The 25,623-nt window shown below is 54.3% G+C and carries 23 protein-coding genes; 15 read left to right on the forward strand and 8 right to left on the reverse strand.

Annotation, left to right across the window (positions count from 1 at the left end; translation table 11 throughout):
* Window positions 1-106 precede the first annotated feature (106 nt).
* The gene (locus F6R98_RS12985; protein ID WP_153249392.1) at window positions 107-427 is read right to left on the reverse strand and encodes a c-type cytochrome; all 321 of its coding nucleotides are present in this window, start codon (window positions 425-427) and stop codon (window positions 107-109) included.
* Window positions 428-718: 291 nt separating this feature from the next.
* Between F6R98_RS12985 and F6R98_RS12990 the strand changes: the two genes are divergently transcribed.
* The 7 genes from F6R98_RS12990 (at window position 719) to F6R98_RS13020 (ending at window position 6,789) form a co-directional block, all read left to right on the forward strand.
* Entirely contained in the window at window positions 719-1,396 is a 678-nt protein-coding gene (locus F6R98_RS12990) for a lysozyme inhibitor LprI family protein (protein WP_153249393.1), read from the forward strand.
* A gap of 344 nt (window positions 1,397-1,740) precedes the next feature.
* Entirely contained in the window at window positions 1,741-2,703 is a 963-nt protein-coding gene (locus tag F6R98_RS12995; protein ID WP_153249394.1) for a hypothetical protein, read from the forward strand.
* Window positions 2,700-3,341, forward strand: coding sequence for a glutathione S-transferase family protein (locus F6R98_RS13000; protein ID WP_153249395.1), 642 nt, complete (start codon window positions 2,700-2,702; stop codon window positions 3,339-3,341). The genes F6R98_RS12995 and F6R98_RS13000 overlap by 4 nt, the downstream gene beginning before the upstream one ends.
* 135 nt (window positions 3,342-3,476) lie before the next feature.
* Window positions 3,477-3,863: a bacteriohemerythrin gene (locus tag F6R98_RS13005; protein WP_228124867.1), complete on the forward strand. Its 387-nt coding sequence runs from the start codon at window positions 3,477-3,479 to the stop codon at window positions 3,861-3,863.
* Window positions 3,864-3,875: 12 nt separating this feature from the next.
* Window positions 3,876-4,454, forward strand: a complete 579-nt coding sequence (locus F6R98_RS13010; RefSeq protein WP_153249397.1) for an alpha-ketoglutarate-dependent dioxygenase AlkB family protein — start codon at window positions 3,876-3,878, stop codon at window positions 4,452-4,454.
* A 570-nt stretch (window positions 4,455-5,024) separates the two neighbouring features.
* A complete protein-coding gene (locus tag F6R98_RS13015) occupies window positions 5,025-5,933 on the forward strand; it encodes a hypothetical protein (protein ID WP_153249398.1) in 909 nt (302 codons plus the stop codon).
* Window positions 5,934-6,435: 502 nt separating this feature from the next.
* On the forward strand, window positions 6,436-6,789 hold the full coding sequence (locus F6R98_RS13020; protein WP_228124868.1) for an FUN14 domain-containing protein: 354 nt from the start codon (window positions 6,436-6,438) through the stop codon (window positions 6,787-6,789).
* A 21-nt stretch (window positions 6,790-6,810) separates the two neighbouring features.
* On the opposite strand, the gene F6R98_RS13025 is transcribed toward F6R98_RS13020, so the two are convergent.
* Window positions 6,811-7,482, reverse strand: coding sequence for a potassium channel family protein (locus F6R98_RS13025; protein ID WP_153249399.1), 672 nt, complete (start codon window positions 7,480-7,482; stop codon window positions 6,811-6,813).
* Between the two features lie 157 nt (window positions 7,483-7,639).
* Here F6R98_RS13025 and ovoA point away from each other — a divergent pair, with 157 nt between their 5' ends.
* Window positions 7,640-9,757 carry a 5-histidylcysteine sulfoxide synthase gene (gene ovoA, locus F6R98_RS13030; RefSeq protein WP_153249400.1) on the forward strand — a complete coding sequence of 706 codons (2,118 nt, stop codon included), beginning with the start codon at window positions 7,640-7,642 and terminating at the stop codon, window positions 9,755-9,757.
* Complete coding sequence (locus F6R98_RS13035; protein ID WP_153249401.1) at window positions 9,750-10,931, forward strand: MalY/PatB family protein; 1,182 nt, start codon at window positions 9,750-9,752, stop codon at window positions 10,929-10,931. The genes ovoA and F6R98_RS13035 overlap by 8 nt, the downstream gene beginning before the upstream one ends.
* Window positions 10,932-11,124: 193 nt before the next feature.
* Here the strand turns inward: F6R98_RS13035 and F6R98_RS13040 are convergent, their stop codons facing one another.
* Window positions 11,125-11,379: a hypothetical protein gene (locus F6R98_RS13040; RefSeq protein WP_153249402.1), complete on the reverse strand. Its 255-nt coding sequence runs from the start codon at window positions 11,377-11,379 to the stop codon at window positions 11,125-11,127.
* Between the two features lie 67 nt (window positions 11,380-11,446).
* Window positions 11,447-12,952 (reverse strand): diguanylate cyclase domain-containing protein, encoded by a 1,506-nt coding sequence (locus tag F6R98_RS13045; protein ID WP_153249403.1) that lies wholly within the window; start codon window positions 12,950-12,952, stop codon window positions 11,447-11,449.
* Between the two features lie 264 nt (window positions 12,953-13,216).
* Here F6R98_RS13045 and F6R98_RS13050 point away from each other — a divergent pair, with 264 nt between their 5' ends.
* Complete coding sequence (locus F6R98_RS13050; RefSeq protein WP_153249404.1) at window positions 13,217-13,720, forward strand: hypothetical protein; 504 nt, start codon at window positions 13,217-13,219, stop codon at window positions 13,718-13,720.
* A gap of 32 nt (window positions 13,721-13,752) precedes the next feature.
* Here F6R98_RS13050 and recD read toward each other — a convergent pair whose 3' ends face one another.
* Window positions 13,753-15,657, reverse strand: a complete 1,905-nt coding sequence (gene recD / locus F6R98_RS13055; protein WP_153249405.1) for an exodeoxyribonuclease V subunit alpha — start codon at window positions 15,655-15,657, stop codon at window positions 13,753-13,755.
* Between the two features lie 202 nt (window positions 15,658-15,859).
* Between recD and F6R98_RS13060 the strand changes: the two genes are divergently transcribed.
* The 4 genes from F6R98_RS13060 (at window position 15,860) to ilvD (ending at window position 20,630) form a co-directional block, all read left to right on the forward strand.
* Entirely contained in the window at window positions 15,860-17,038 is a 1,179-nt protein-coding gene (locus F6R98_RS13060) for an acetylornithine transaminase (protein WP_153249406.1), read from the forward strand.
* A gap of 8 nt (window positions 17,039-17,046) precedes the next feature.
* Entirely contained in the window at window positions 17,047-17,946 is a 900-nt protein-coding gene (gene argF / locus F6R98_RS13065; protein WP_153249407.1) for an ornithine carbamoyltransferase, read from the forward strand.
* Between the two features lie 271 nt (window positions 17,947-18,217).
* On the forward strand, window positions 18,218-18,892 hold the full coding sequence (locus tag F6R98_RS13070; RefSeq protein WP_194269931.1) for a TIGR04211 family SH3 domain-containing protein: 675 nt from the start codon (window positions 18,218-18,220) through the stop codon (window positions 18,890-18,892).
* A gap of 49 nt (window positions 18,893-18,941) precedes the next feature.
* Window positions 18,942-20,630, forward strand: a complete 1,689-nt coding sequence (gene ilvD / locus F6R98_RS13075; protein WP_153249409.1) for a dihydroxy-acid dehydratase — start codon at window positions 18,942-18,944, stop codon at window positions 20,628-20,630.
* Window positions 20,631-20,644: 14 nt separating this feature from the next.
* Here the strand turns inward: ilvD and F6R98_RS13080 are convergent, their stop codons facing one another.
* Window positions 20,645-22,969: a DNA internalization-related competence protein ComEC/Rec2 gene (locus F6R98_RS13080; protein WP_153249410.1), complete on the reverse strand. Its 2,325-nt coding sequence runs from the start codon at window positions 22,967-22,969 to the stop codon at window positions 20,645-20,647.
* A gap of 64 nt (window positions 22,970-23,033) precedes the next feature.
* Here F6R98_RS13080 and F6R98_RS13085 point away from each other — a divergent pair, with 64 nt between their 5' ends.
* Entirely contained in the window at window positions 23,034-23,627 is a 594-nt protein-coding gene (locus F6R98_RS13085) for a DUF2062 domain-containing protein (RefSeq protein WP_153249411.1), read from the forward strand.
* A 52-nt stretch (window positions 23,628-23,679) separates the two neighbouring features.
* On the opposite strand, the gene lolD is transcribed toward F6R98_RS13085, so the two are convergent.
* Window positions 23,680-24,354 carry a lipoprotein-releasing ABC transporter ATP-binding protein LolD gene (gene lolD / locus F6R98_RS13090; protein WP_153249412.1) on the reverse strand — a complete coding sequence of 225 codons (675 nt, stop codon included), beginning with the start codon at window positions 24,352-24,354 and terminating at the stop codon, window positions 23,680-23,682.
* Window positions 24,347-25,594 carry a lipoprotein-releasing ABC transporter permease subunit gene (locus tag F6R98_RS13095; RefSeq protein WP_153249413.1) on the reverse strand — a complete coding sequence of 416 codons (1,248 nt, stop codon included), beginning with the start codon at window positions 25,592-25,594 and terminating at the stop codon, window positions 24,347-24,349. The genes lolD and F6R98_RS13095 overlap by 8 nt, the downstream gene beginning before the upstream one ends.
* Between the last annotated feature and the right edge of the window lie 29 nt (window positions 25,595-25,623).

Here is a 25,623-nt window from a genome sequence, read left to right on the forward strand (position 1 = left end):
TTCCGGGAAAAACCGGAGCGCGGCGGCGGGCCTGATCTGCATATCGACTGGACGCCTCCGCGCTACGGTACGGGATGCAAGCGCACGCATCGCCAGCAGGAACAGCCTACTTTGCCAGACCGGTAATAAATTCCGACGCGGATTTTACTTCGGCGTCGCTTGCGCCCAAGCCTTTTGGCGGCATCGACCCAAGGTTCCATCCAAACGAACCGCCCTTGACCACATTAGCGATTATTTTTCCGGCTGCGTCCTTATCGCCTTTGTATTTTTTAGCGATTTCGGTGAATGACGGGCCGATGATTTTCTGATCCATGGCGTGACAGGCGCCACACTTGGCCTTTACGTCCGCCGGCATTTCTACCGCCAGAGCCGAACCTGCTATAATCAGGATCGCTGTTGCAACCACGCTTGTAATAATAGTTCTCATTTTGTCTCCGGTTGATCAAACAACGGTTAACTGCGGCTGGCGAACTCTCGGCTTTAGTGGCGACCCTGCTTTAAAACCAAGCGGCACACCAGATGTTCCTTGTCTGCAAAAAGCAAAACCTGAACATTCGCCATATTAGGATAGCGTTCGGCGGCTCGCAAGGACTATCCCCCGCACCAATCCGGCGAAGAGAAGACGCTGCCCGAAAATATTGGGCAATTTATCGAGTACCGGCTGCGGTTTTCCGCTTCCCTCAGAGGGCTGCCCTTATTATTTCCCAGGAGAAACCAGATGCGAAAACTTAATAAATATCTGCTTATTATAAGCCTGCTCATAGCCCCGCTGCATGTATACGGCGCAAGTTTCAATTGCGCCAAATCGGCTACATGGACTGAAAAAACTATCTGTTCCGACTCACAACTATCGGATCTGGACGATTTGCTAATGGTTTCCTACACAAAAGCCCTGTCGCGGGAATCCGATAAGGCGCCGCTAAAAACGGCGCAGAGAGAATGGCTCAAGTCCGTACGCAATACCTGTCAGGACAAAACCTGTTTAAGCAAGGCATATACGTCGCGTCTGGCCGAACTGAATAATGCCGTTGCAAACGCTGCCGAATCGCCGTCCGTTTCAGGCAAATACATACGCTATTTCGATGGAAAACCGGACAAACATTCTTCAAACATCACTGTACGGGAACTGGGAAACGGAAAAGCCCATATCACAGGCTCCGCTATTTGGGTAAGCAATGCAAACACGGGCAATGTTAATATGGGAGACCTTGATGGCGAACTGCCGCTGGAAGGAAATCAAATTCACTACACGGACGGCGAAAGCGAGGGTTGCAGGCTGACCATTACCTTTGCGGGAAATGGCCTGGAAGTCAGCGGCGACAACATGCGATGCGGCGGACTCAACGTTTCCTTCAACGGGTACTATAAAAAATCAAATCCGCGCAAGAAAATCTGACAAGGGTTTCCACATGACTGCAACATGTTATTGAAATACGCCAACAATTTCGCAAGACCACGGCTTTCAACTGAAACACTGCACAGGACTCTGATCGCGCCACATTTCATACAGAACATCAGGTGGAACTATTCCACTACCGGTTTAGAGACCGGCGCAAGCCGGTTGTCGGATAACTGACATCGTTCAATGAGTTTTTGTACCAAATCACTACACCCGCTTTAAAAGCGGCATCTATACCGTCGATATCCAAGTCGGCCTTATTGTTGCGTTTATTTTCTTTTAGTGATACACAGCCGTACCGAAGCCACGACATTAACCTGCACAACATAGACAGTATAGCCATGCCTCAGTTTCCCGTTCACCTTGCGCCGACACCGGAAGAAACGACGATTCAACCGGGTTACCGCTACCGGGTGAACTGGTCAGAGTCCGAATTGGCCGAATATTTGAAGCGTGCCGGCGAAGCTGACGCGGACCATCACACCGGCGTTGTCGGCGCTTACCGGCCGGGCATCGACAGCGCGCAGATCGAAGCGATTGATCTAAACGCACAGCCGTTGAACTGCTTCGTTTGGAATACGGAGTTGCTCACCAAAACCATGCGCCGCGGTTTGCAAAGCGAAGCGGAACAAGCTCCTCCACGGCACAACAACAGGTTAACGCTGATGGATAGCTGCCTGGGGGGCCCCGAAGTGCGCTTAATCAATGAGCGAACCATGCTGAGCGTCGCCCCCCGCTTCGAACTGGAATGGACTACCGAGGCTTTCGCCAGTCAACTAGGGTGCATACAGCTGATGGAATCGTCGCGCACCCTGCACTTTAGCGACGGCGAAGCTCTGATTTTGCTCGATACCGAAGCAGCGGATGACGGCCCGGTTCTGTATCTGGGCGGAACGGGCGATACCCAGGCGGTTAAACCGGTTTGCGCTTTCCAGGCGCGGGGCGAGCGGCAAAAGATCGGTTACAATATGGAAATATCGCAGCTTATTCCAGCAGAATTCCAGGAAAAAGCGGTCGTTTCCGTCAGCGTGCTGGAGAAATACACCTGCTATTTTCTGCAGAACGCCGCCCCATCCGACCCTGAGCGCCATATTTGGACGCCGGTGCATTTACCTATCGTCTGGGGCTGGAGCATACGGGTACAGCAGCGTTATGACGGCGTATGGGATATTTTTCGCAAAAAACTGATTCTACCGACAGCGACGACCGAAGCGCCGGCATTGCCGCGCTGGCGGCGCAACTCCCTGCAATGCAGCACAAGCGCCGCCCATTTACTCAATTCAACACATAAGGCAACGCGATGAAATTTTATTTAACGCCCGGCTCCTGCTCGACCGGCATCCACATTTTGCTGGAAGAACTCGATCTGGTTTTCGAGGCGCACATCGTCAACCTATTGGCCGGAGATCAATTGAAGCCGGAATATCTGGCGCTCAACCCCAAAGCCACCATCCCGACACTGATACGCAACGACGGCAGTGCACTGACCGAGTTTCAGGCCATTGCCTACTGGCTGGCGCGCAGCTATCCCAAAGCCCGGCTGCTGCCCGGCGACGCGGACGGCGACGCGCGCATCATCGAGCTGATGGACTACGTGGTCGGCACCCTGCATGGACAGGGCTACGCCAGAATTTTCACCACCGACAAATTCGCGCCCTCCCCGGCCGATTTCGAAACTGTAAAAGCACAAGGGTTACATATCGTTCAGCAGGGGTTTTCCGTCATCAACGAGGCTTTGCCGGAGCAAGGCTACGCCATGGACGCATTCAGCATCGCCGATGCCGCATTGTTTTATGTCGAGTTCTGGGCCGATAAGTCCGGCATTGAACTGCCGGACAAATGCCAGAAACACTATCGGCTGATGCTGTCGCGTCCGGTCGTACGGCGCGTGCTGATGGAAGAAGGCTATAGACCGGAAGATGTACAAACAGCCTTCATATAAATCCCTTCGCAGGAACGGACTTTAGCCCACGAAACGTGCGTTATCGCGGGCTAAAGTCCGCTCCTTCAGGGATCTCAGGCGTTAATTGAATACTTGCAAAATTTTGGGCGTTATTAGCAAAACGGGATGGAAGCAATGGAAAAAAACGTAGCTATGGTATTGGGCCATGATCCAATCGATAACGATCACGCCGAATTTATCGCTCTGCTACGGCGTTTGAACGCCGCCACCAATGCCGATTTCCCCGCATTGTTTCAGCAGCTGTACGAACACAGCGAACGGCATTTCGAGCGAGAGAATCAATTGATGCAGCAATATGCTTACCCCGCGGAAACCGAGCATAAGAGCGAACACCAGCGCATACTCGGCGAATTCAGTCAATTCAAGACGCGGGTAGACAAGGGTTTGATTACCTTCGGACGATCGTTCGTCAAGGAACGCCTCCCGCAATGGTTCGAACTGCACGTCGTAACCATGGACAGCGCGCTCGCCGCGCATATCAAAACAGCGTCCTGCGGATAAAGGTCTTGCCGGATGAGCCTCTGCGCCGAACTTAAAGTTATCGAAGCATTTTACGACGCCGAAACCAGCGAACGCATTTATCAGCGCTTGCTGCACGAACAAAGCTGGCCGGACAATCGCTACACCCACGCAGGACGGCAATTCGTCCTGCCCAGACTGCAAACCTGGCACGCCGATTCTGGAATTCGCTACAGCTATAGCAATAATCTGCTCGAAACCCGGCCATGGACGCCGCTACTGTCCGACATCCGCGCCAAAATCGAGGCATCCCTGAACCTTTCGTTCAACTCGGTACTGGTCAACTGCTATCGTAACGGCGAAGACCATGTCGGCTGGCACGCCGACAATGAACCGGAACTGGGCGAACTGCCGTTTATCGCATCGCTGACCCTGGGAGTGGAACGACCATTTGCATACCGGCATAAGAAAACATCGGAAAATGGAAGTATATTACTGCGCAGCGGCACGCTGCTAATCATGCAGCCCGATTTCCAGCGGCATTGGCTACATAGCGTTCCTGTCGATAAAAATACGACTCATGGGCGTATCAATTTGACGTTTCGGAAGGTTGTAGCGATAAATAACCACTGATTAACTCAGGTCATAAAATTTCTTGACTTGGTACATTATCTCTGATATATGATCGATTTGTCAATTTGCTTTTGTCGCGTTGACCTCTACGAGTCTCGTCATTAGCTGGTCCTTTAAGAATTGAAACTACAAAAGTCAGTGGTGATTCAATAGCGAAAGCCACGCGTAGGGTATCGCCCTTGTTTATTTCAAGGCGTAATTGCCGCTGAGCGTAACGCGGTCTGAAAACCGGACTGTTTTCAAAAACGCGTGGATAACGTGCAGCCCAAGAGCTATATTGCGCACATGATCGAGATTAAAAAATCTGATATTCAAGTCCGACGGCGGGATGATCTGCGCAACTTTCGTGCACTTGTACGAGTCTAAAGCAAGTGACGGGCGTTTACCTGCCGGTAATCCGGGCGATATGAAGCACGCGGGCGTTACTTGAACGAAGGGTAGAATACCCTCAATAGTGCGGAAAAGGGATTATGCCGGTACATTAGGCCGTTAACAACAGTTTTTCCGGCAAACTCCATGGAACTTTAGAGCCTTTTGTTGATCAGCACCCAGTATCAGGATGGAAAAATTATGACTTACACCCCTCTTACTCTCGATCAACTCCGTAACGCAAGGTTTCCAGAGAACAGTCCGGAGCGTATCCAGCAGAAGGCTCAGGAAGACAAAGCCGTGGGTACTTTTGTTGAGGCTATGAAAAAGTTTGATTACGCGGACTCCAACGCGCAGAAACGGGAGCTGGAGTTGGAGGCGGCTAAAGTAAGAGATCAAACTGGCGTTCAGGTACGCTATGAATCCTCGTTTTGGAGTCAAGGCTCGCTCATATTTCCCAAAGAGATGATTGAATCTTCCGTCAGGGCGGCGCTGGCTAAGGTCACGAAAGGGGGGGAGGGTCTGCCCATCAATGGCAATCAAGAAGAGGGCTATTCCATTGCCGTCTCTGACCTTGCTTCTGCTGCTCCTGAGTTGGTGAAGGAAGCTCAAGTACAACAACAGAAAGAGGTTACTGATTTGAAAACTGCCAAAACAGATGCGGCGAATAAAGTGCTGGAGGCGCATGGGTGGGATTTAACCGGACATAATCACAGATTGCATGACTATAGTCCCCCTGCCGATAGCCTTATCAAAACTGCAGCGGTTTCGCCCAAGAGTGTAACAGCCTCAGCGCCAACCCCGCCAGCACCAGCTCCAGCAGAAAATCTTGCTGCAGCAACAACCCATGCTATTGGAGAGCGCTCTCCAGCTATTTCAAAACCGAAATCCATTGGGGTTAACAAGACAGTTGTTGCTCACGCCTTACCAGAAAAGACACAACATTTAAATCACCGCGCTCAATTAAAAACACAAAATGCTAAAGCCATTGCCGAGATTCGTGAATTGGTAGAAACAACAAGGCTGGCAGCACTGGAGTCGGCAAGCGCAAGTCAGGATACAATCCGATTACTCAGCGTGTTACGTCAAGGACGGACGGTTTTAAGCTAGTTATCGCCCAAGATGGTCGAGTTTTCTGTTTTTTCTTACTGAGTTTATCCCCTTATTACTTGAAGTTCGGTGATTTGTCGATCGGTATTCAGGTGAACGCCGCAGCACTGCCGAAGCAACCCCATCGCGCACGAACGACCAGAAAGGTGGTCGTCCCCGCAATCTGGCGCAGCCGCATATTTTAAGTATCGAAGACTAACTGGAGTATTGCTTTAGCTCGTCTCCCCTACCCTGAATTGGGGGTGCACGACTGCCCAAAAGATATTTACTCTGCGGTCGGACAGACACACTTAACATATTGTTTTTATATTTATTTTACTCCTTAGCGGAAGCTTTCGTTTTTTGACAAAACGCCCCATCAAGCCGTAACAACCGACACGCGCTTAAACACCATCGCCATGAGCAGCCTTTTTTCGGTGGAATCCAGTCTGAAAATGATTAAAAATAACCCCACCCATTCTCCGCAGGCGCCAGAGCCGGCATGTAAAGTCAGGCACAAACCATGAACATGAACATCAACTCCATTACCAGCGAATTACCCACCGATATGCTGTCTTCGACATTTCTGCTCGGCGAGGTCGGCGCACCTTTCGTCATCGGTCTTGCTGCGGGTTATTTCGCAAAAAAGATGCTGAGACTCGCGCTGTTCATCGGCGGAGCCGCCATCGTGCTGGTGCTGGTAGCGAATAACTACGGCATCGCCCATGTCAGTACGGACAGCCTGCAAAATGCGGCGACTGCGGCAACCGCGGCTGCGCAGCAATCGGGCGGTTTTCTGATGGGGCATCTCTCCAACATCACCAGCAAGGGCGCCAGCGCCAGCGCCGGCTTTTTCCTTGGACTTAAATTCGGTTAACACCGCGCGTCGCAACCGCTGCTATTTCTCCGCATCCGCCGCCAGATGCAGCCCCACAAGTCTGGCAACCAGTATTGCGACATACATCTGCCCAACAATCGCCTCCATGGCTGCAACCATGCCGGAAAGCCAGGTTGCCGGAACGATATCGCCGTAACCTACCGTCGCCAGCGTAATAAAACTGAAGTAAAGGTGAACGCCGGTCTGAAAAGTGGTTTGAAAATCGCCGCCGCACTGGCCCGCCTGACACAGATAGGAACCCGGATGTATCGTGTTGACAATCAAATGCAGGTCGGCAAAAAACATGCCTATTAATACATAAATACAGACCGCCCCATAAAGACGGTTGGTCGTGCTCGCGTGCCGCCCCCCCGCAAAGACGTGACGGGACATAACCACAATAATCAGTCCCAGAAAAATCGTGAACAGCAGCGCTCTGAGCGCAAAAACCCATGCGATATCCGGGTTAAACAACGCAAATATTCCGGTAAGGACGACGGCCGCGCTTACGGAAGCGGCAAAGCTTGCCCGCAGACTCCGACCCCTGGCAGCCAGCGTACCGGTAACCAGCACGGCTGTCGCCAGCGATAGTTCAACCACCCTGCCCCACAGCCCCGCCTCTATCAGCAACGGATAGCTGGCAAGCAGTAAAATCAGGGAAACAAGCAAATTACGATAGGTATTTTTCAACATCGGTATACTAGGCGGATCAGGAGTCAAAACGACATGATGATTTCATTTTATCGCAGAGTCCTGCACGCCAGTTCAAACCGGTTGAAATTAACCGCGGGAAATGCGAAATTCTCCCTTAGTTTTTATCTGACAATCTTACAAAACCGATTCCCAGCCTATGAAACCAATGCCCTTTTCTCGAACACCCCTGCTGGACGGCGAAAATGCAAATGAAAAACGCTCGGAAATCCTGCGCTATTTCGTTACCACTTTCGATTGCTACGAGCGGCTGTTCGAGACGCTGAACAGCGAAGCGGCGTATTATCTGAAACCGATCCGGCTGCGTCATCCGCTGATCTTCTATTTCGGCCATACCGCCACGTTTTTCACCAACAAGCTGCTGCTGGCGGGCCTGTTTGCCGAACGCATCAACCCACGGCTGGAATCCATTTTTGCGGTCGGCGTCGACGAGATGAGCTGGGACGATCTCGATGAAATGCATTATGATTGGCCAGGTGTGGAAGAAGTCAAAGCCTATCGCAACGAACTGCGGCAACGGGTAACGGCGCTGATCGAAACGCTGCCGCTCACGTTGCCGATAAGCTGGGGCCACCCCTGGTGGCCGTTGCTGATGGGCATAGAGCACGAACGCATCCACCTCGAAACCTCATCGGTGCTGATACGCCAGCATGCGCTCGAGTTTGTACGGCCTCACGAAAACTGGATACCGTGGACTGAAACCGGTCCTGCGCCGAATAACACCCTGGTGAACATTCCTGCCGGACGCATCATACTAAACAAATCGCGCAGCACCGGTTGTCATTATGGCTGGGATAATGAATATGGACACCATGAGACAGATCTGCCTGCTTTCAAGGCCAGCCGGTTTCTGGTCAGCAACCAGGAATTTCTGCCGTTTGTCGAAGCGGGCGGTTATCAAACGGCATCCTGGTGGGAAGATGAAGGCCAGGCATGGTTGGGCTACACCGGCAACACACACCCGCCGTTCTGGATCAAGGACGGACAAAACTGGTGTTTACGCCTGATGCTGCAGGAAACGACCATGCCGTGGGATTGGCCGGTCGAGGTCAACTACCATGAAGCCAGGGCATGGTGTAACTGGAAACAGGCGCAGACCGGAGCAAGCGTGCGCCTGCCGACCGAGGATGAATGGTATCGCCTGTACGACTTTGCCGGACTCGGCGAATTGCCTGCGGATACACGATCGAACGCCAACATCGGTCTCGATTACGCGGCATCGCCCTGCCCGGTCAACCGCTTTGCGCATGGAGATTTGCACGATGTAGCCGGCAATGTATGGCAATGGACGGAAACGCCGATTTATCCGTTCGAAGGGTTCGAAGTGCACCCGCTCTACGATGATTTCACCACGCCGACGTTCGACGGTCGCCATAATCTGTTCAAGGGCGGTTCCTGGATTTCATGCGGCAACGAAGCGCTGCACAGCGCGCGTTATGCTTTTCGCCGCCACTTTTTCCAACATGCCGGTTTTCGCTATGTGACCGGCGCGGCGCAGACAGAAATCCACACTTCGAACTATGAAACCGACCGCCTGCTATCGGAATATGCCGAGTTTCATTATGGCGACGAATTTTTCGGCGTAGCCAACTTCCCCAAGACCCTGGCGCAAATCGCGATAAACGCCATGGGGCAACGTCCGGCCTTAACGGCGCTCGATCTGGGTTGCGCCGCCGGACGAGCGACTTTTGAACTGGCGCGCCATTTTCAGTCGGTGACCGGCGTTGATTTTTCCGCGCGTTTTATCGGTCTGGGAACACAGATGGCGGAACATGGGCTGCTGCGCTATACCCTGACCGACGAGGGCGAACTGGTCAGCTACCATGAACGCACGCTTGCGGCGCTGAAGCTCGATCATGTCAAAGACAAGGTCAGCTTTTCCCAGGGCGACGCCTGCAACCTGAAACCGTTGTGGAAAGACTTTGATCTGGTCCTGGCCGCGAACCTGATCGACAGGCTCTACGACCCGGAAAAATTTCTCGCCGGCATCCACGCACGCATCAAACCGGGAGGGCTGCTGATGATTACATCGCCTTACACCTGGCTAAGCGAGCACACGCCTCGCGCGGCATGGGTCGGCGGTTATAAACAGGACGGCGAAAACCGGACGACGCTGGACGGATTGAAAGTGATACTGGAACGACGCTTCCGACTGATACAGCCGCCGCTTGATATCCCGTTCGTCATCAGGGAAACACGGCGCAAGTTTCAGCACACGCTGTCCGAAGTAACGCTGTGGGAGAGACGGCATGATTGACTTCGATCAGCCCATATCGCGCCAGGGCAGCCACTCGTTAAAGCACGATGCGGTAAAAGCGGTTTTCGGTACGGACGACATACTGCCGCTGTGGGTGGCGGACATGGATTTCGCCACGCCGCCGGCTGTTACCGACGCCTTGCTGAAACGCGCCGCGCATCCGCTTTACGGCTATACGCTGGCCCCGGACAGCCTGTTCGATGCGATGCAGAACTGGATCGAAACCCGCTACCGCTGGAAAACCGAGCGCGACTGGCTGATGCTGGCGCCGGGCGTGGTACCTACTCTGAACGCGGCGGTACTTGCGTTGACGCGTCCCGGCGACGGCGTAATCGTACAGCCGCCGGTATACCCCCCTTTTTTCTCGGCAGTGACACGATCCGGACGCACGCTGGTCGAAAATCCGCTGCGTTTGTCGAACGACAAATACCGGATGGACTTCGACCACCTGGAAAGCTGCATGAAACGGGGCGCGCGCCTGCTGCTGCTGTGCGCGCCGCAGAACCCGACAGGCCGGGTATGGACCCAACCGGAACTGGAAGAATTGCTGGCGCTGACGCAGCGTTACCGGGTTACCCTGCTTTCGGATGAAATTCACGCCGACTTGACCTACCCCGGCGTTATCCATTACTCGCCCGGCGCGCTGACCGCCGGGAATAACGCCATCATCACCGCAATTGCGCCAAGCAAAACCTTTAACATCCCAGGGCTGGGATTGTCGGCGCTGATAATCCCGAATCCTGAATACCGCAAAGCCCTGCAAAACAGTTTCGAGATGCTGCATGTCAGCACCACCAATCCGTTCAGTCTGGCTGCTTTTGAAGCAGCCTATCGCAAAGGCGGGCCGTGGTTGATGCAATTGCGCGAATACCTCGCCGAAAACCGCGATTTCTCACGCGAATTTATCGAACAAAACCTGCCCGGCATCCGCTTCATCGAACCTGAAGGCACTTATTTACTATGGCTGGATTGCCGCGAGCTGGGCATGAACGACAGCGAATTGAAACAGTTTTTTATCAGGAAAGCCAAGGTCGGCTTGAATCCAGGCATGACATTCGGCGTCAATGGCAGCGGATTCATGCGCATGAACATCGGCACGCGCAAAGCCGTAGTCGCTGAGGCTTTAGAGCGAATTGCAGATGCGTTGACATCGGCTAAGCAACGAGCCGGGTAACTATTCGGTTCCCGTGTTGGCATGGGTACATCCATAATTCTATAGTTTTTCTTTCCCTCCTGGATAAATCTGCCGGAAACGGATTCGCGCACGCACAGAAGAGGGCCGGAAAACATGATCACGGAGGCAAAAGCCTGCCGCCCCGGATTTAATGCGGGTTTACCCTGGTCCCGAGCTTGCCAAAACTGCCGGGCTATACCTTACAAAACGGATTCGGGTTGTAATAGGCCGCGTCAAGGGCTTCCTTAAGCGTTTTTGGCCTGCTGGTCCAGGTTTCATCCAACGCATGGCAGCATTTTCCGCGCGTATCAAAGTGCTCCCCGTCGAGCAGTAAACGCGCACCGCAACCGCCCTCCCTGCGCACATGAACAATCACCGCCTTTCCCTCCCTGAAGGCGGCGTCAATAGCCGCTTCCGATACTTCCGAGCCATCTTTGAGTTTGTACATGGTACCCCCACTTTTTGACCCCCGGTCAAGGAACTTGGGTTTTTCCTGCCGCCTTCAACCTGATTGCTCAAAATGCGCCGCCGTAATTTTGCAACGCGTTGTAAAAGCAATACCCCGCTTTCCCTGATTTTTTTGATCGATACATCGCCTGGTCGGCATGTCGCAGCAACGCTTCCGCGCTATTGCCGTCATCAGGAAATAGCGCAATGCCGATACTGGCCGATACCCGAATGATATCGTTTTTAATCAGCACCGGCTGCTCTATTTCATCCAGCAACTTATCCATATATAAACAACAATCCACCGATCGGCGCAAACCGTTCAGCAAAATGACAAATTCGTCCCCGCCGACACGCGCCACGGTATCGTTACGGCGTGACGCCCGACTGAAACGTCTTGCTATTTCCTGCAGCAGGCAATCGCCTGCCGCATGTCCGAACACATCGTTGACAGCCTTGAACCCATCAAGGTCAAGAAAACACACTGCCAGATATTCGTGTGAGCGCTCCGCATGTGCAATAGCCAGTTCGAGGCGATCGGTCATCAGCAGACGATTCGGCAATTGCGTCAGCGCGTCATGGTTGACCATGAACTCCATCTCGTGCTGGCGTTTGATCAATTGCTCCACGCAGGAAAAAACCGCCACGAAATTACAAATATTCCCGCGCTCGTCCTTGACGGCCGATAAGGTCAGCCACCCTGCCTTGACTCCGCCGCTCCGGCAGCGGCTTCTGATCTCGCCGTTCCAGTGACCCTCCTCCCGCGCAGCCTGCCACACGTTGGCAATATCGAAAGCGTCGCTTTCCGCGCCCAGCATAAGCGTATCGAGACTATTGCCCAGCACCTTGTCGTGAGCATACTGGGTAATATGGCTAAATGCAGGATTGGCGTCTATGATAATGCCGTCCGCATCAGTAATGCAGATGGCTTCCAGCGTATTGTCGAACACGCTGGAAGCCAGCCTTAACTTGACCTCGGCCTTCTGCCGCTCCACGATCTCCGTCAACAACTGCAAAGTGCGGCATGAAAGCGTTTGGTACATGGAAAGCAGCGCCTCGATCAAAGCCTTGATCGCGCCGCTCATTTCGTGGGAGGTCAGCCGTTTCGCTTCCTCCAGAGGAAGACCGGATTGCGTGGCGCGCACCAGTTTGGCCATGCGTTTATCGCTATCCAGAATATGGAATGCCAGCCAATTGGTCAGAAAGGATAGAATATCAGGCACCGCCTCATCCAGCGGTTTACCGCCGTAGCCGGCGCGCAGACGCGACACCTCCTCGATAAACGAGTCATGAACATCCTTATGCCTGGTTTCCCAGGAATCGTCCGGGACTGATTGATGCCAGATGGTTTCTTCCGTATGGAAATGATAGACGGCGTAGTCGGCCAACTCGTTGAAAACGGCGCTCAGCGCCGGAACGTCGGCATTATAGATAAGATGATTAGCCAGTATATTGACCAAGCCCGCCAAGCGCTCATGCTGCTGATCAACCAGCAGGATTCCCAGCTTGAAACTATCGTTCCACGGAAAAATGGTATGCGGCTTATCTGTATAGGTTTCTTTGTTATTATGCATCTGATCGCCTCCATCAGACTTTTTACTACCCTACGCTTACCGAAATTGAATTTTACGCCCCATCCTTGCAAAATATCAGGAATCAATCCTATACGTAACCATTCGGCCAATCAAGTAGGACCTTACCGCTACCTCGGGCGCTGAACAATTGACAGCATACAAACTCTCCCTCTTTTCTTAAAAATTATGCCTAGTCCAGACACAGATATAAAAACTCGCCCGAACAATGCCAGGTTTTTCAGTCATATCATCCGCTATGCCGCCGTGTCTATAGTTGCCGTGTTCGGCATCTATTTCTATGCATTTCATTCGCCGCTGAATCACGAGTCCAGCGCATGGGGCGACTTCGGAGACTTTATTGGCGGAACGCTCAGCCCAATTTTGACTTTCGTATCCATTATCGCACTGGTACATACGATAGAACTACAGCGTCAGCAACTGCAAATTGCGCGTAAAGAACTTAAAAACTCGAAAATTGAAGTGAGGCTAACGCGGCTCGAACTGGAAAAGTCCGCCAAAGCGCAAGCCGAGACCGCAAGAGTGTTGCAAAGGCAAGCCGAATATGCGCTGATAACAACCAGACTGTCGGTACTGCGCACCGAACTCGATATGTACCAGGCTTTCCCCGATGAGGCCACACCGTCATCCGGCCGGGAGCCGGCCTCGAAAAGGCAACAGGTAATCGCAGAAATAATGGACTCAATCAATGAGTTTTATACTGAAAACACAAGCGTTTTACCGGAAAACCCATCTTCCGGCACGCCGTAACGTGTTTTCGTCAATGCTTCGCATATAACGTTTCATCCGTTGTCGTGGTGCGCCAGCAGCGTCTCCAATCCCCCGCAGCGAAGCGCCCTGGTTTGCAAGGCCCGGCGAAATACAGCTTCATCGCCGTAAAGCAGGGTGAAGCGTTTTTTAGCCCGCGTGATGCCTGTATAAATCAGTTCTCGCGTCAACAACGCGCTGTTGCTGCCGGGTATCACCAGAACAACGTGATCGAATTCTGAGCCTTGCGATTTATGCACGGTAATCGCAAACGCAGTTTCCACATCGGATAAACGTCCGGGTGAAATCCATCTAATATGGCCATCCGGCTGCCTGAATACCACCGCAAGCCTGCCCCGGCCATCCTGCAGCGCAATACCGATATCACCGTTCATCAGATCGAGGCTGTAATCGTTCCGCATCACCATCACCGGACGGCCTTCGTACCAATCGCCCTGAGCATGTTCAGGAAACAGCCATTGTTTTACGCTGCGGTTCAGCGCATCCCCTCCCCAAGGCCCCGCACGCAGCGCGCACAGCAGCTGAAATCTGCCGAAACTGTCCAATACGCTGCCGGCCCAGGCGTCGTAAGCCTGCCGGCCCGCTTGATCTTGCGGACGGGTCGCGCGCAGTGTAGCCAGATAATAAGCGTAACCCGGTTTGCTCCCTTCCGCATCCGCTCCTCCAACCAGCATCCGTAACCGCACGTCATGTGCATTCTGGAATTGCATTTGCTCGATATCGGTATGGGCCTGCCAGATCGCCCCGGTATCGTCACCCGCATTCACTGCCTGCGCCAGGCGTCCGATTCCGCTGTCGCCGTCGAAGCGATGGCTGTGGCGCAGCATCACGATCTGCTGGTGCAATGGATTAGCGTCAAGCGCAGCAGCCGCGTCAATGATTTCGCCGCTCTGCCGTGCTATCCATTCCAGCGTGTCCTGATGGTAAACGTTCTCCCCCACCCCGCGGCACAGGTTGCCCATCACGAAGCCCGCCTCCACCGAAGCCAACTGATCCTTGTCGCCCAACAGGATCAGTTGCGTTTTTTCCGCCAAAGCATCCAGCAATGCCGCCATCATTTCCAGGTCGATCATCGACGCTTCATCGACAACGACGATATCCGCGGGCAGCGGGTTGTTGCGGTTGTAGGCATATAATCTCGACCCGGGACGGCTGCCCAATAAGCGATGCAAAGTAGCGGCTTCTCCCGGCAGACTGGAGCGCATGGAACCAGCTAGGGGCATTTTTTCCAACTCGCGGCGTATCGACTCCGTGACCCGCGCAGCGGCCTTGCCGGTTGGGGCAGCCAAGCGGATAATAGGTTTGCGCCCGCCATTTTCGCTGTTGCCGGCTATATCAACCAGCAAAGCCAGCAGACGCGTCACCGTGCTCGTTTTACCCGTACCCGGTCCGCCGGTAATAATGGAGAAGCGCGCGCGCAACGCAACTGCACAGGCAATTTTCTGCCAATCCGGTTTTTGCGTGCCGTCATAAAACAGCCGGTTCAAGCGCGCGCGCAAATCGCCGGGCAGCTTCAATGCCGGCTGAGCGGCGCGTTGTTTAACCGCTGCGGCGACGGATTGTTCGTATTGCCAATAACGCCGCAGATAGAGGTTGCGCCCGTCCAGTACCAGCGGCGTATTACCTGCGCCTGCGCCTACCAGCAGGCTATGCCGCAATGCATCCAGCCACTGATCCAGGGTGCAGCTTTGCAAGGCGCTCTCTTCCAATCCGTTATTCGCCCAAGCCTCAAGATTCAGGCACACATGCCCCCTGCTCACCTGCCTGCTCGCCCAGGCTCCAGCCAGCCAAACCAGCGGGCTGGCATTGGTGTCGATATTGCGCAAAAACAGCATAAATGCGCGATCCAGCCGGCTCAGCTCGCCGCTTTTCAAACTCTCGTCTACAAAGTGCAACACCGATTCAGCTGATATATGCATGGTAAGTAACCGCCTAATCTTGATTCATCCCCTTGACTTCCGGCACACGCCTGTCAGATGGCGATAAACGCACCATCAAGCCAGGAAAAAACGCGCCGTAAATTTTTCTTGTGAGTGCTAACGATATCCCATAGAATTTCATTCTAGCTGAATTTGATGGTCAGGCAGCCCGTGAGGCTGCCTTTTTGTTTTGGAAGCAACCATGAACGATCACATCATGCCTACCTATGCACGCCTCCCGGTCGTTTTCGAACGGGGCGAAGGCGCGTGGTTGTGGGATAACCACGGCAAAACTTACCTTGACGCCCTTTCCGGAATTTCCGTGTGTAATCTGGGTCATGCCCACCCCGCCATCACCAAGGCCATCGCCGAACAGGCCGCCAAGCTGGTGCACACGTCCAACCTTTACCGCGTTGCGCTACAGGAAGAACTAGCCGATCAGCTTTGCGCTGCAAGCCGCATGGAAAATGTGTTTTTCTGCAACTCGGGCGCCGAGGCCAACGAAGCCGCGATCAAGTTGGCCCGCCGTTACGGTCATCAGAAAGGCATAGACGCTCCCGCCATTGTCGTCATGGAAGGCAGTTTTCATGGACGCACGCTGGCGACGCTTAGCGCCACCGGCAACCCAAAGGTGCAGGAAGGTTTCGAACCGCTGGTGAGCGGCTTCCTGCGCGCGCCTTACGACGACATACAAGCATTGGAAGAACTAACCGACCCTGACATAGTAGCGGTTCTGGTCGAACCGATTCAAGGCGAAGGAGGTGTACGCATACCGCAACCTGACTATCTGAGCCGGCTCAGAGAGCTTTGCGACCAGCGCGGCTGGCTGTTGATACTGGATGAAGTGCAAAGCGGCATGGGTCGGACAGGAAAACTGTTTGCGTTCCAGCATGCCGGTATCCTGCCCGACGCATTCACCCTGGCCAAGGCGCTCGGCAATGGCGTCCCCATCGGCGCCTGTCTGGCTCAGGGCGTGGCAGCAAGCGTATTGACTCCAGGTAAACACGGCTCAACTTTCGGCGGGAACCCTCTGGCCTGCAGCGCGGCGCTTGCCGTACTGAAAACACTACGCAAGGAAAAGCTGGTTGGGCGCGCCGGCGCTCTGGGCGACAGTCTGGCTTCGGGACTACGCTCTGCTTTATCGGGCAACCCGCATGTCAGGGAGGTACGCAACAAAGGCATGATGATAGGCATAGAGCTTGATCAAGCGTGCCCGCAATTGATTGTTCAGGCGCTGAATCAGGGACTTCTGATCAATGTAACCGCCGATAAGGTGATACGTCTGCTCCCGCCCTTTATTTTGAAGGTGGAAGAAGCGCAGGTACTGATCGAGAAACTGGCTGGACTCATCAACCATGCGTTTACAGCGCACACTGCATGAGGAGCATCATGAAACCAAGACATTTCATCACGCTTGAGGATTTATCCTCTCCGGAAATCCGCGCGCTTATCAAACGCGCAGGAGAACTGAAAGCGCTTGACTCAATCTACGAGCCGCTCAAAAACCGGGTGCTGGGGATGATTTTCGAAAAATCATCGACCCGAACCCGAGTTTCATTCGAAAGCGGCATGATGCAACTGGGCGGCGGCGCCATATTCCTGTCTCCGCGCGATACCCAGCTGGGGCGCGGAGAGCCGCTGGAAGACAGCGCTCGCGTATTGTCACGCATGGTAGACGGCATCATGCTGCGCGCCAATTGCCATAGAACCGTGGAAATATTTGCCGAATACTCGCGTGTACCTATCATCAACGGGCTTACCGATAGATTTCACCCCTGTCAATTGCTGGCCGATCTGCAAACTTATTTCGAGCATCGCGGCGACATACAAGGGAAACGCGTCGCCTGGATCGGCGACGGCAACAACATGTGCCAGACCTATATTCATGCCGCCGCCCTGCTCGACTTCGAACTCGTTATAGCCTGCCCGTCCGGATACGATCCGGAAGCGGAACTCATCGAACGATATCAAGCCCATGTCCAACTGGTGCGCGAGCCTCAATCCGCCGCGCGCAATGCCGATCTGATCGTAACCGACGTTTGGGCCAGCATGGGGCAGGAAAGCGAACAAAATGAGCGGAAACTTGCCTTCAAAGGCTATGCCGTCAATCAAGCCCTGATGAGTCTGGCCGCCTCCGATGCGCTGTTCATGCATTGCCTGCCGGCTCACCGCGAAGAAGAAGTCGCCACGGAAGTACTGGAAGGTAAGCAGAGCGTCGTATGGGACGAAGCTGAAAACCGCTTGCACGCGCAGAAGGCCTTGCTGGAATTATTGATTGCGCATGCGTAAACGGCTGAACGAATCTGGAAACAATTATCTTTCATCGACTTTTTTAGTCGGTCATAACGCGCATCACAACGACGCCATGGCGGGTTGTGATGATTCAAAGCGCCGGCCGCTTGCATGCCGAGCAAAAACTGCTGCCATATTCCGCCGCGTGGGGCGCCCTAGCTGCTCGACAAGCATGTTGATTACGGCAAGCCTTGACGGATTGATCGACCACGATTAACCATCTGTTACAATGTAAGCACTTACAAAAATGGAAGGACGGGGATACACCATGAAACAGGTCACACTTACTCTTGTATTATTGTTAGCAACAGGCTTTTCCATGGCGGGAGAACAAGCCTACGTTACCGATCAGCTTGAAATACAATTTAGGTCCGGCCCATCCACCCAAAACAAGATTCTGCGTATGCTGAAAGCCGGGACTCCGGTTGACGTGCTGGAAGAGCAGGAGTCGAACGGATTCAGCTATGTTGCGCTCGCCTCAGGCGAAGAGGGCTGGATACTGAGCAAATACCTCACGCGCCACCCGATTCCCAGCTCGCTGCTCGAAGCAAAGGCAAATTCCGGCAAACTGGCCGAAACCCTGGACGCCAACAAAAGCCTTAAAGCAGAACTTCAGTCGCTGAAAACAGAGAAAGACGGGGCGGACAAAACCACTAAAGAACTGCATGAAGAAGTTTCACGCTTAAGCAGTGAGTTAACCACCATTAAACAGGCTTCAGCCAGCGTGATCCAAATCCAGAACGATAGAGACAGTCTGCAAAAAAAGAATATCGAACTGGAAAACAAACTGCAAAGCATCCAGCGTGAAAAACAGGCGCTGGATTCGTCCACGCAGCAAAACTGGTTCATGATCGGCGCTGCCGTGCTGGGAGGCGGCATCCTGCTCGGCATCATTCTGCCGCGAATCAGCCTCCGGCGAAAAAACAGCTGGGGCAAATTCTAATTTAACCGGCTTGAAACAGAAAACGTTTTTATTTTGGAGCAAACCCACCATGAGCGATACCCGCACCCGCCCCTTTTCCTCCCTGGTTGTCGACGGCATGGAACGAGCGCCGAGCCGTGCCATGCTTTATCCCGTGGGATTTACCGAGGCTGATTTCAACAAGCCGCAGGTCGGTATCGCCTCAACCTGGAGCATGGTGACGCCGTGCAACATGCACATCAACAAACTGGCCGACGACGCGGCGCGCGGCGTTGACGGCAACGGCGGGAAAGCCGTCGTGTTCAATACCATTACCATATCCGACGGCATCTCCATGGGTACCGAAGGCATGAAATATTCTCTGGTATCGCGGGAAGTGATCGCCGACTCGATAGAAACCGTGGTCGGCTGTCAGGGATTCGACGGCATCATCGCTATCGGCGGATGCGATAAAAACATGCCGGGCTGCATCATCGGCATCGCACGCCTGAACCGTCCGTCAATATTTGTATATGGCGGCACCATTTTACCGGGTTGTCACGGCGAAAAAAAACTCGACATCGTTTCGGTATTCGAGGCGGTCGGCTCGCGCGCCAACAACAAAATAGACGATGCGGAACTGCATGCCATAGAGTCCAAAGCCATCCCCGGCCCCGGGTCCTGCGGGGGCATGTATACCGCGAATACCATGGCTTCGGCGATAGAAGCATTAGGCATGAGCCTGCCCGGCAGCTCGGCTCAGGCGGCTATTTCGCGCGATAAGGAACTCGACTGCGAACGCGCCGGCGCGCAAGTATTAAAACTCCTGGAGCTGGGCATACGTCCGCGTGACATCATGACCAAGGCCGCCTTCGAAAACGCGATTACCGTCGTCATCGCGCTCGGAGGCTCGACCAACGCCGTACTTCATCTGCTGGCGATGGCGCATGCCTGCAATGTTGATCTGGAACTGGACGACTTTACCCGTATCGGCCAGCATGTGCCGATGCTTGCCGATCTGAAGCCGAGCGGCAAATACACCATGGCCGAACTGGTCGAAATCGGCGGCATACAGCCGCTGATGAAAGAACTGCTGAACGCAGGCCTGTTGCACGGCGACTGCCTGACCGTCACCGGCAGGACCCTGGCTGAAAATCTGGCGGAAGCAGGCGATTATCCGGCCGGACAGGATATGATACATGCCCTGAACAACCCGATAAAAAAGGACAGCCATCTGGTTATCCTCAGAGGCAACCTAGCCCCGGAAGGAGCCGTAGCCAAAATAACCGGCAAGGAAGGCCTGAAATTCACCGGCATCGCGCGCGTTTTCGATTGTGAGGAACTGGCTCTGAAAGCAATCCTGGATAGCCGCATTCAGAAAGGCGATGTGATCGTTATACGCTACGAAGGTCCCAAAGGCGGCCCCGGCATGCGCGAAATGCTGTCTCCAACCTCGGCGGTAATGGGCAAGGGTTTGGGCAAGGAAGTCGCGCTGATTACCGATGGACGATTTTCCGGGGGCACACATGGTTTCGTGGTAGGCCACATCACCCCGGAAGCCTTCAGCGGCGGCGCACTGGCGGTGGTGCAGGATGGCGATACCATCACCATAGACGCCGAGTCGCGCGAACTGACGCTACATCTCGACGACGACGCTTTGCAAGCCAGACTGATGCAGTGGAAACAACCGGCGCCGCGTTATACCCGTGGCGTGCTGGCCAAATTTGCACGCCTGACCAGCTCGGCCTCCGAAGGAGCGGTTACCGATAAGTATCTCTGATTCGCAGTTCATGATTACCGGGCGTTCCAATATCGGGTATGGCTCGTACGATACCGGTCGATAACCAAACCGCCATCGGGTGCGAATTCCGCGCGTATCGCACCCTCTTCGGCCGTATTCAAAACCAGCGCGCCTTGCGTCTGATAACGCTGCATGACTTGCGGACGAGGGAAGTTAAAGCGATTCAGGAAACCTGCCGGTATCAGCGCGTACTCCGGTTGTACCGCGGCAAGAAACGCGCCGGTCGATGAGGTATTGCTGCCGTGGTGGGGAACCACCAGCACTCGGCACCTCAAACCGGCGCCGTAGATTTCCAGCAGGCGATTCTCTGCTTCCTTTTCTATGTCGGCGGTCAGCAACGCACAGGAGTTCCCTCGGGCAACGCGTAAAACGCAGGAGTTATCGTTTTCCTTCCTTGCCGCTGCAGCAGCATCGCCGTCAGGCGACAATATGTCGAAACGCACGCCGTCCCATTCCCATGATTGTCCGGCCCGGCAACGTAACGGAGAAAATCCGTTCAGTCTTTCCGGCACGCTGGTCAGCGTTTGTCTGATATTCACGCGCTCGTGCAATGAATATGCGCCGCCGATATGGTCGTTGTCGCCATGACTGATCACCAGCGTATCCAGGTTAGCGACGCCGCTGTCGCGTAAAAACGGCTCAACAACGGCGGAGCCCATATCGAACCCCGAACCCATCCGCGCACCGGTGTCGAACACCAGATTATGCGCCTGTGTCTGTACTACTGCGGAAAGACCCTGCCCGACATCCAGCAAGGTCAGGCGAAATCCGTCCGCAGGCGGGCGGGCCGGAACCTGGCTCAAAGCAGGCAGCCATAACATCAGGCCCAGCCAGCGTCCCGGAGTCGCGCGCGGTGCCAACAGCAGAATGACGCCGGGAACGGCAAAAAGCAATGTCCACCACGGAGGCGCGCTGTGAGTCCACTGCACCCAGCTTAAAGACGCCATCCATTGCAACAGCGGCCAGAAGCCATGCAGCAGGGTCTCCGTTCCGCGCAGCAGAAAATCGCCCGCTGCAGGAACGACCGGCAGCAACAAGGCGGCAACAAGACACAACGGAATTGCCAGCACGCCCAACACCGGTATCGCCAACAGATTCGCCAGTGGTGAAATCAGTGATACCTGCTGGAAAAAAAGCAACGTCAGCGGCGCCAGACCCAAACTGGTCGCCCAATTGATTTTCCAGAGATCTGCCCACCACCCGACTCTGTCAAGCTGACCGGCTGCGGCATACAGGATGATGCCGATCGCGGCGAAAGACAGCCAGAATCCGGCGGAAAGAATGGCCGTGGGATCGTGCAGCGTTACCAGCAGCAGCGCCAGCATCAAGACCTGCAGCGGACGGGTATTGCGCTGCAAAAAAATCGCGCCCATAGCCAGCGCTATCATGATCAGCGCGCGCCGCGTCGGAATCGCAAAATCTGCCAGACCGGCATAAACTACCGAAGCGAAGACTGCAGCCACAACCGCAACGGCGGACGGAGGCCAACGCATCAAGCCAATTGCGGCGCATAGGCGGCGCGTCCAGAAAAAACAAAATCCTGCAATCAGGCTGATATGCGAACCGGATATCGCAATCAAATGCGCGGTCCCGGTGCGGCGCAATACCGTCCATTGATCCTGGGTAATGTCCTGTTCATTGCCCAGCACCAGCGCCTTGACGATACCCCGCATATCGCTATGCTGCAAACGCATGCCGATCTGATCGTCCAGCCATTGCCGCCAACGCTGAATGGAAAACGCAGGACTTTCTTCCAGTTTGCCGTTTTCGGGGCTTTCACGCACATAACCGGTAGCGCCTATACCCTGACTGAACAGCCATTGTTCATAATCCATGCCGCCGGGATTGGCAAATCCGTGCGGGCGCTTGAGTCTGACGTTAAGCCGCCAGTATTCGCCGGCCTTGAGATCATACGGCGCGCGATACCAGGTCAGGCGGATATGGCCGGGTACGGGGATAGCGCCGCCGGCACGGTCAATGTTAAAATCGAAACGTAGATCGGCATCCCGCCTGTCGGGAAGGCCGTCTATGTAGCCGGCAACCTGCACATCCTGCTGTTGCAACTCGGAGGGAAGCGCATCATGCAAACGCACGGAGGCAAAAATGCTGGCCCACAGTATGCCGGCCATCAGCGCTGCCGGAAAATATACCCGTGTCAGCACCATAATCACCAGCGCTGCCGCGATAAACGCCGTTAACTGTGCTGAGGGCAGATAGGAAAAGGATTGCACAAGGCCGATACCCGCAACAAAAGCGAGTATAAGCAATGGAGTAAACAAGCGTTGCGGCAGCGGCATGGATTTCGACTTTCCCGCCATGGCATTAAAATGTTATTGTGAGTCTACACGCACCGAATTTCAAAAAATAAAAAAGGCTGCACTCATGCCCAAAGGATATTTCACTCGCTTTATTCCCACACGCCACAACATCAGCGAAATAAAAGGCCTGGCATTTCTCGGAGAAAAGCTGCACCGGCCGAATCTATGGCACGTCAATCGCAGATCGGTTTCACGGGCTTTTGCCGTAGGTCTTTGGGCCATGTATACGCCGCCGCTGCCCTGGCAGTCGGTGATAGCGGCGATCGGAGCCATCGCATTCAATGCCAACCTGCCAATCTCGGTCGCACTGGTCTGGATTACCAACCCGGTGACATGGATACCGATGTACTACTTCGCTTACCGGGTGGGTGCTTTCAGTCTGGGACAAAGCGCCTTTAATTTTAATGAGTTCTCCGGTAATTTCTCGATCGAGAAAGCACTGGAATTAGGCGCGCCTTTTCTGCTCGGCTGTTTTATCCTGATGAATCTTGGCGCTCTGCTGGGCTATGTCGGCACCCGCCTGCTCTGGCGGCAATCGGTGCTGGAACGCTGGGAGGCAAGAAAACTTCGCAACAAACCGTTCGACCCTGTTTTTTTCGTCAATCAAAGCCACGCTTCCTATCAACGTTATTTGAAACACGAACGAAAGAGACAGTGATGCGACCGGATGGCTGTCGCTATCGCGGCTTCAGTCAACCGCGCATTGAGGATCAAACGAGCCTCCCGTCCTCCATACGCAAAATCTGATCCATGCGCGCAGCCAGATTATGGTCGTGCGTAACCACCAGAAAGCTGACCGCATGTTCGCGATTCAACTCGATCATCAAATCGTAAACCTGGGCGGCGGTCTTACTGTCCAGGTTGCCGGTCGGCTCGTCTGCCAGCACGCATTTGGGACGTGTTACCAACGCACGCGCGACAGCAGCGCGCTGACGCTCGCCCCCGGACAACTCGCCGGGCTTATGCTCCAGACGCTGTTCCAAACCAACCCGCCGCAGCAGTCTGGCGGCGCGATCGCGCGCTACATCGATGCTTGCACCGCCGATCAGCAAGGGCATAGCCACGTTTTCAAGTACGGTGAATTCGCCCAGCAAATGATGAAATTGATAGATAAATCCCAAACCCTGATTGCGCAGGCGCGCCAGCTTGCGTTCGCTCAGGGAGGCCAAAGGCATACCGTCGAGTTCTACGGAGCCTTCCGTCGGCGTATCCAGCCCGCCCAACAGATGCAACAGCGTACTTTTGCCGGAACCCGAAGCCCCCATGATCGCAATCTCCTGCCCCGGCAGTATGGAAAAATTTATATCGCGCAATACGTCGACATTCAAGCCGCCCTGGGTAAAGCGTTTGCTCAAATGACGGCAGGCCAAAACCGGCTTACTCATAACGCAGCTCCTCTGCGGGTTTGATGCGCGACGCCTGCCACGCGGGATAAATCGTAGCCAGCACCGAAAGCAGGAACGCCATGCCGGTAATCTGCGCCACATCGGACCAGATCAGTTTCGATGGCAACTGACTGATGTAATAGACGTCTGCGGAAAGAAACTGGACGTTGAACAGGCGTTCAATGGCCGGCACAAGGGTTTCGACATTCAGCGCAAGCAACACCCCGCCAATGCTGCCCAGCAAAGTACCGAACAAGCCGATTATCGTACCCAGCACCATGAATATCTCCATAATGCCGAGAGAAGTCATGCCCTGGGTTCTTAAAATGGCTATATCCGCACGTTTGTCCGTCACCACCATCACCAGCGTGGAAACAATGTTGAAGGCCGCCACGGCGACGATCAACAGTAAAATAATAAACATCACGCGTTTTTCGGTTTGCACCGCCCGAAAAAAGTTGGCGTGCGACTGTGTCCAGTCGGTAATGTAATAATTGCCCGGAAGCGTTTTGGCCAGCTCACGTGCGATCTTGCGCGCAAAGAACAGATCATCCAGTTTCAGGCGCAACCCGGAAATCGCATCGTCCATGCGAAACAGCCGCGACGCATCGTCGATCTGTATCAACGCCAGATTGCGGTCATATTCGAACATGCCGACCTGAAACACGCCAACCACGGTAAAACGTTTCAGACGCGGCAGGATACCGGCCGGCGTCGAAGTCACCTGCGGAGTAATCACGGTTACCTTGTCGCCGGGAATCACGCCGAGGTAATTCGCCAGCTCAGCACCCAGCACGATGCCGAAGCCGCCGGCAACCAGTTGGCTCAGATCGCCTGAGACCAGATGATTCGCCACTTCCGATACCCTGGGCTCATAACCGGGCATAATACCGCGTATCATCACCCCGCTGACCCTGCGGTCGGCGTTCAACATCGCCTGACCTTCGACATAAGGCGCCCATCCCAGCACCCGCTTATCCTGACCCAATGCGGGCTCAAGCTGCTCCCAATGGCGCAGTTGTCCGCCCTGTTCCGCTATGGTGGCATGGGCGGTCATGCCCAAAATCCGTTCGCGCAGTTCGGCCTCGAACCCGTTCATAACCGACAATACCGTAATCAGCGCGGCAACGCCCAGCGCTATGCCCAGCACGGAGGTCAGGGTAATAAAGGAAATAAACCGGGTTCGGCGTTTGGCGCGCGTATAACGCAGGCCTATGTAAAGGGTGAGCGGTTTAAACATGGATGCTAATTTATAGTCGGGATGGCCGA

The organism is Candidatus Methylospira mobilis, assembly GCF_009498235.1.
GTDB classification, from domain to species: Bacteria; Pseudomonadota; Gammaproteobacteria; order Methylococcales; family Methylococcaceae; genus Methylospira; species Methylospira mobilis.

What these genes read in the sequence shown, in the direction of transcription:
- F6R98_RS13010 (WP_153249397.1), top strand. Translation starts at nt 3,876, where the DNA reads ATGAGCCTCTGCGCCGAACTTAAAGTTATCGAAGCATTTTACGACGCC.
- recD (WP_153249405.1), bottom strand. Translation starts at nt 15,657, where the DNA reads ATGCATATATCAGCTGAATCGGTGTTGCACTTTGTAGACGAGAGTTTG.
- F6R98_RS13005 (WP_228124867.1), top strand. Translation starts at nt 3,477, where the DNA reads ATGGAAAAAAACGTAGCTATGGTATTGGGCCATGATCCAATCGATAAC.
- F6R98_RS13080 (WP_153249410.1), bottom strand. Translation starts at nt 22,969, where the DNA reads ATGGCGGGAAAGTCGAAATCCATGCCGCTGCCGCAACGCTTGTTTACT.
- F6R98_RS12995 (WP_153249394.1), top strand. Translation starts at nt 1,741, where the DNA reads ATGCCTCAGTTTCCCGTTCACCTTGCGCCGACACCGGAAGAAACGACG.
- F6R98_RS13095 (WP_153249413.1), bottom strand. Translation starts at nt 25,594, where the DNA reads ATGTTTAAACCGCTCACCCTTTACATAGGCCTGCGTTATACGCGCGCC.
- F6R98_RS13085 (WP_153249411.1), top strand. Translation starts at nt 23,034, where the DNA reads ATGCCCAAAGGATATTTCACTCGCTTTATTCCCACACGCCACAACATC.
- F6R98_RS13035 (WP_153249401.1), top strand. Translation starts at nt 9,750, where the DNA reads ATGATTGACTTCGATCAGCCCATATCGCGCCAGGGCAGCCACTCGTTA.
- ovoA (WP_153249400.1), top strand. Translation starts at nt 7,640, where the DNA reads ATGAAACCAATGCCCTTTTCTCGAACACCCCTGCTGGACGGCGAAAAT.
- lolD (WP_153249412.1), bottom strand. Translation starts at nt 24,354, where the DNA reads ATGAGTAAGCCGGTTTTGGCCTGCCGTCATTTGAGCAAACGCTTTACC.
- F6R98_RS13045 (WP_153249403.1), bottom strand. Translation starts at nt 12,952, where the DNA reads ATGCATAATAACAAAGAAACCTATACAGATAAGCCGCATACCATTTTT.
- F6R98_RS12985 (WP_153249392.1), bottom strand. Translation starts at nt 427, where the DNA reads ATGAGAACTATTATTACAAGCGTGGTTGCAACAGCGATCCTGATTATA.
- F6R98_RS13060 (WP_153249406.1), top strand. Translation starts at nt 15,860, where the DNA reads ATGAACGATCACATCATGCCTACCTATGCACGCCTCCCGGTCGTTTTC.
- F6R98_RS13000 (WP_153249395.1), top strand. Translation starts at nt 2,700, where the DNA reads ATGAAATTTTATTTAACGCCCGGCTCCTGCTCGACCGGCATCCACATT.
- F6R98_RS13025 (WP_153249399.1), bottom strand. Translation starts at nt 7,482, where the DNA reads ATGTTGAAAAATACCTATCGTAATTTGCTTGTTTCCCTGATTTTACTG.
- F6R98_RS13020 (WP_228124868.1), top strand. Translation starts at nt 6,436, where the DNA reads ATGAACATGAACATCAACTCCATTACCAGCGAATTACCCACCGATATG.
- F6R98_RS13040 (WP_153249402.1), bottom strand. Translation starts at nt 11,379, where the DNA reads ATGTACAAACTCAAAGATGGCTCGGAAGTATCGGAAGCGGCTATTGAC.
- F6R98_RS13015 (WP_153249398.1), top strand. Translation starts at nt 5,025, where the DNA reads ATGACTTACACCCCTCTTACTCTCGATCAACTCCGTAACGCAAGGTTT.
- F6R98_RS13070 (WP_194269931.1), top strand. Translation starts at nt 18,218, where the DNA reads ATGAAACAGGTCACACTTACTCTTGTATTATTGTTAGCAACAGGCTTT.
- argF (WP_153249407.1), top strand. Translation starts at nt 17,047, where the DNA reads ATGAAACCAAGACATTTCATCACGCTTGAGGATTTATCCTCTCCGGAA.
- ilvD (WP_153249409.1), top strand. Translation starts at nt 18,942, where the DNA reads ATGAGCGATACCCGCACCCGCCCCTTTTCCTCCCTGGTTGTCGACGGC.
- F6R98_RS12990 (WP_153249393.1), top strand. Translation starts at nt 719, where the DNA reads ATGCGAAAACTTAATAAATATCTGCTTATTATAAGCCTGCTCATAGCC.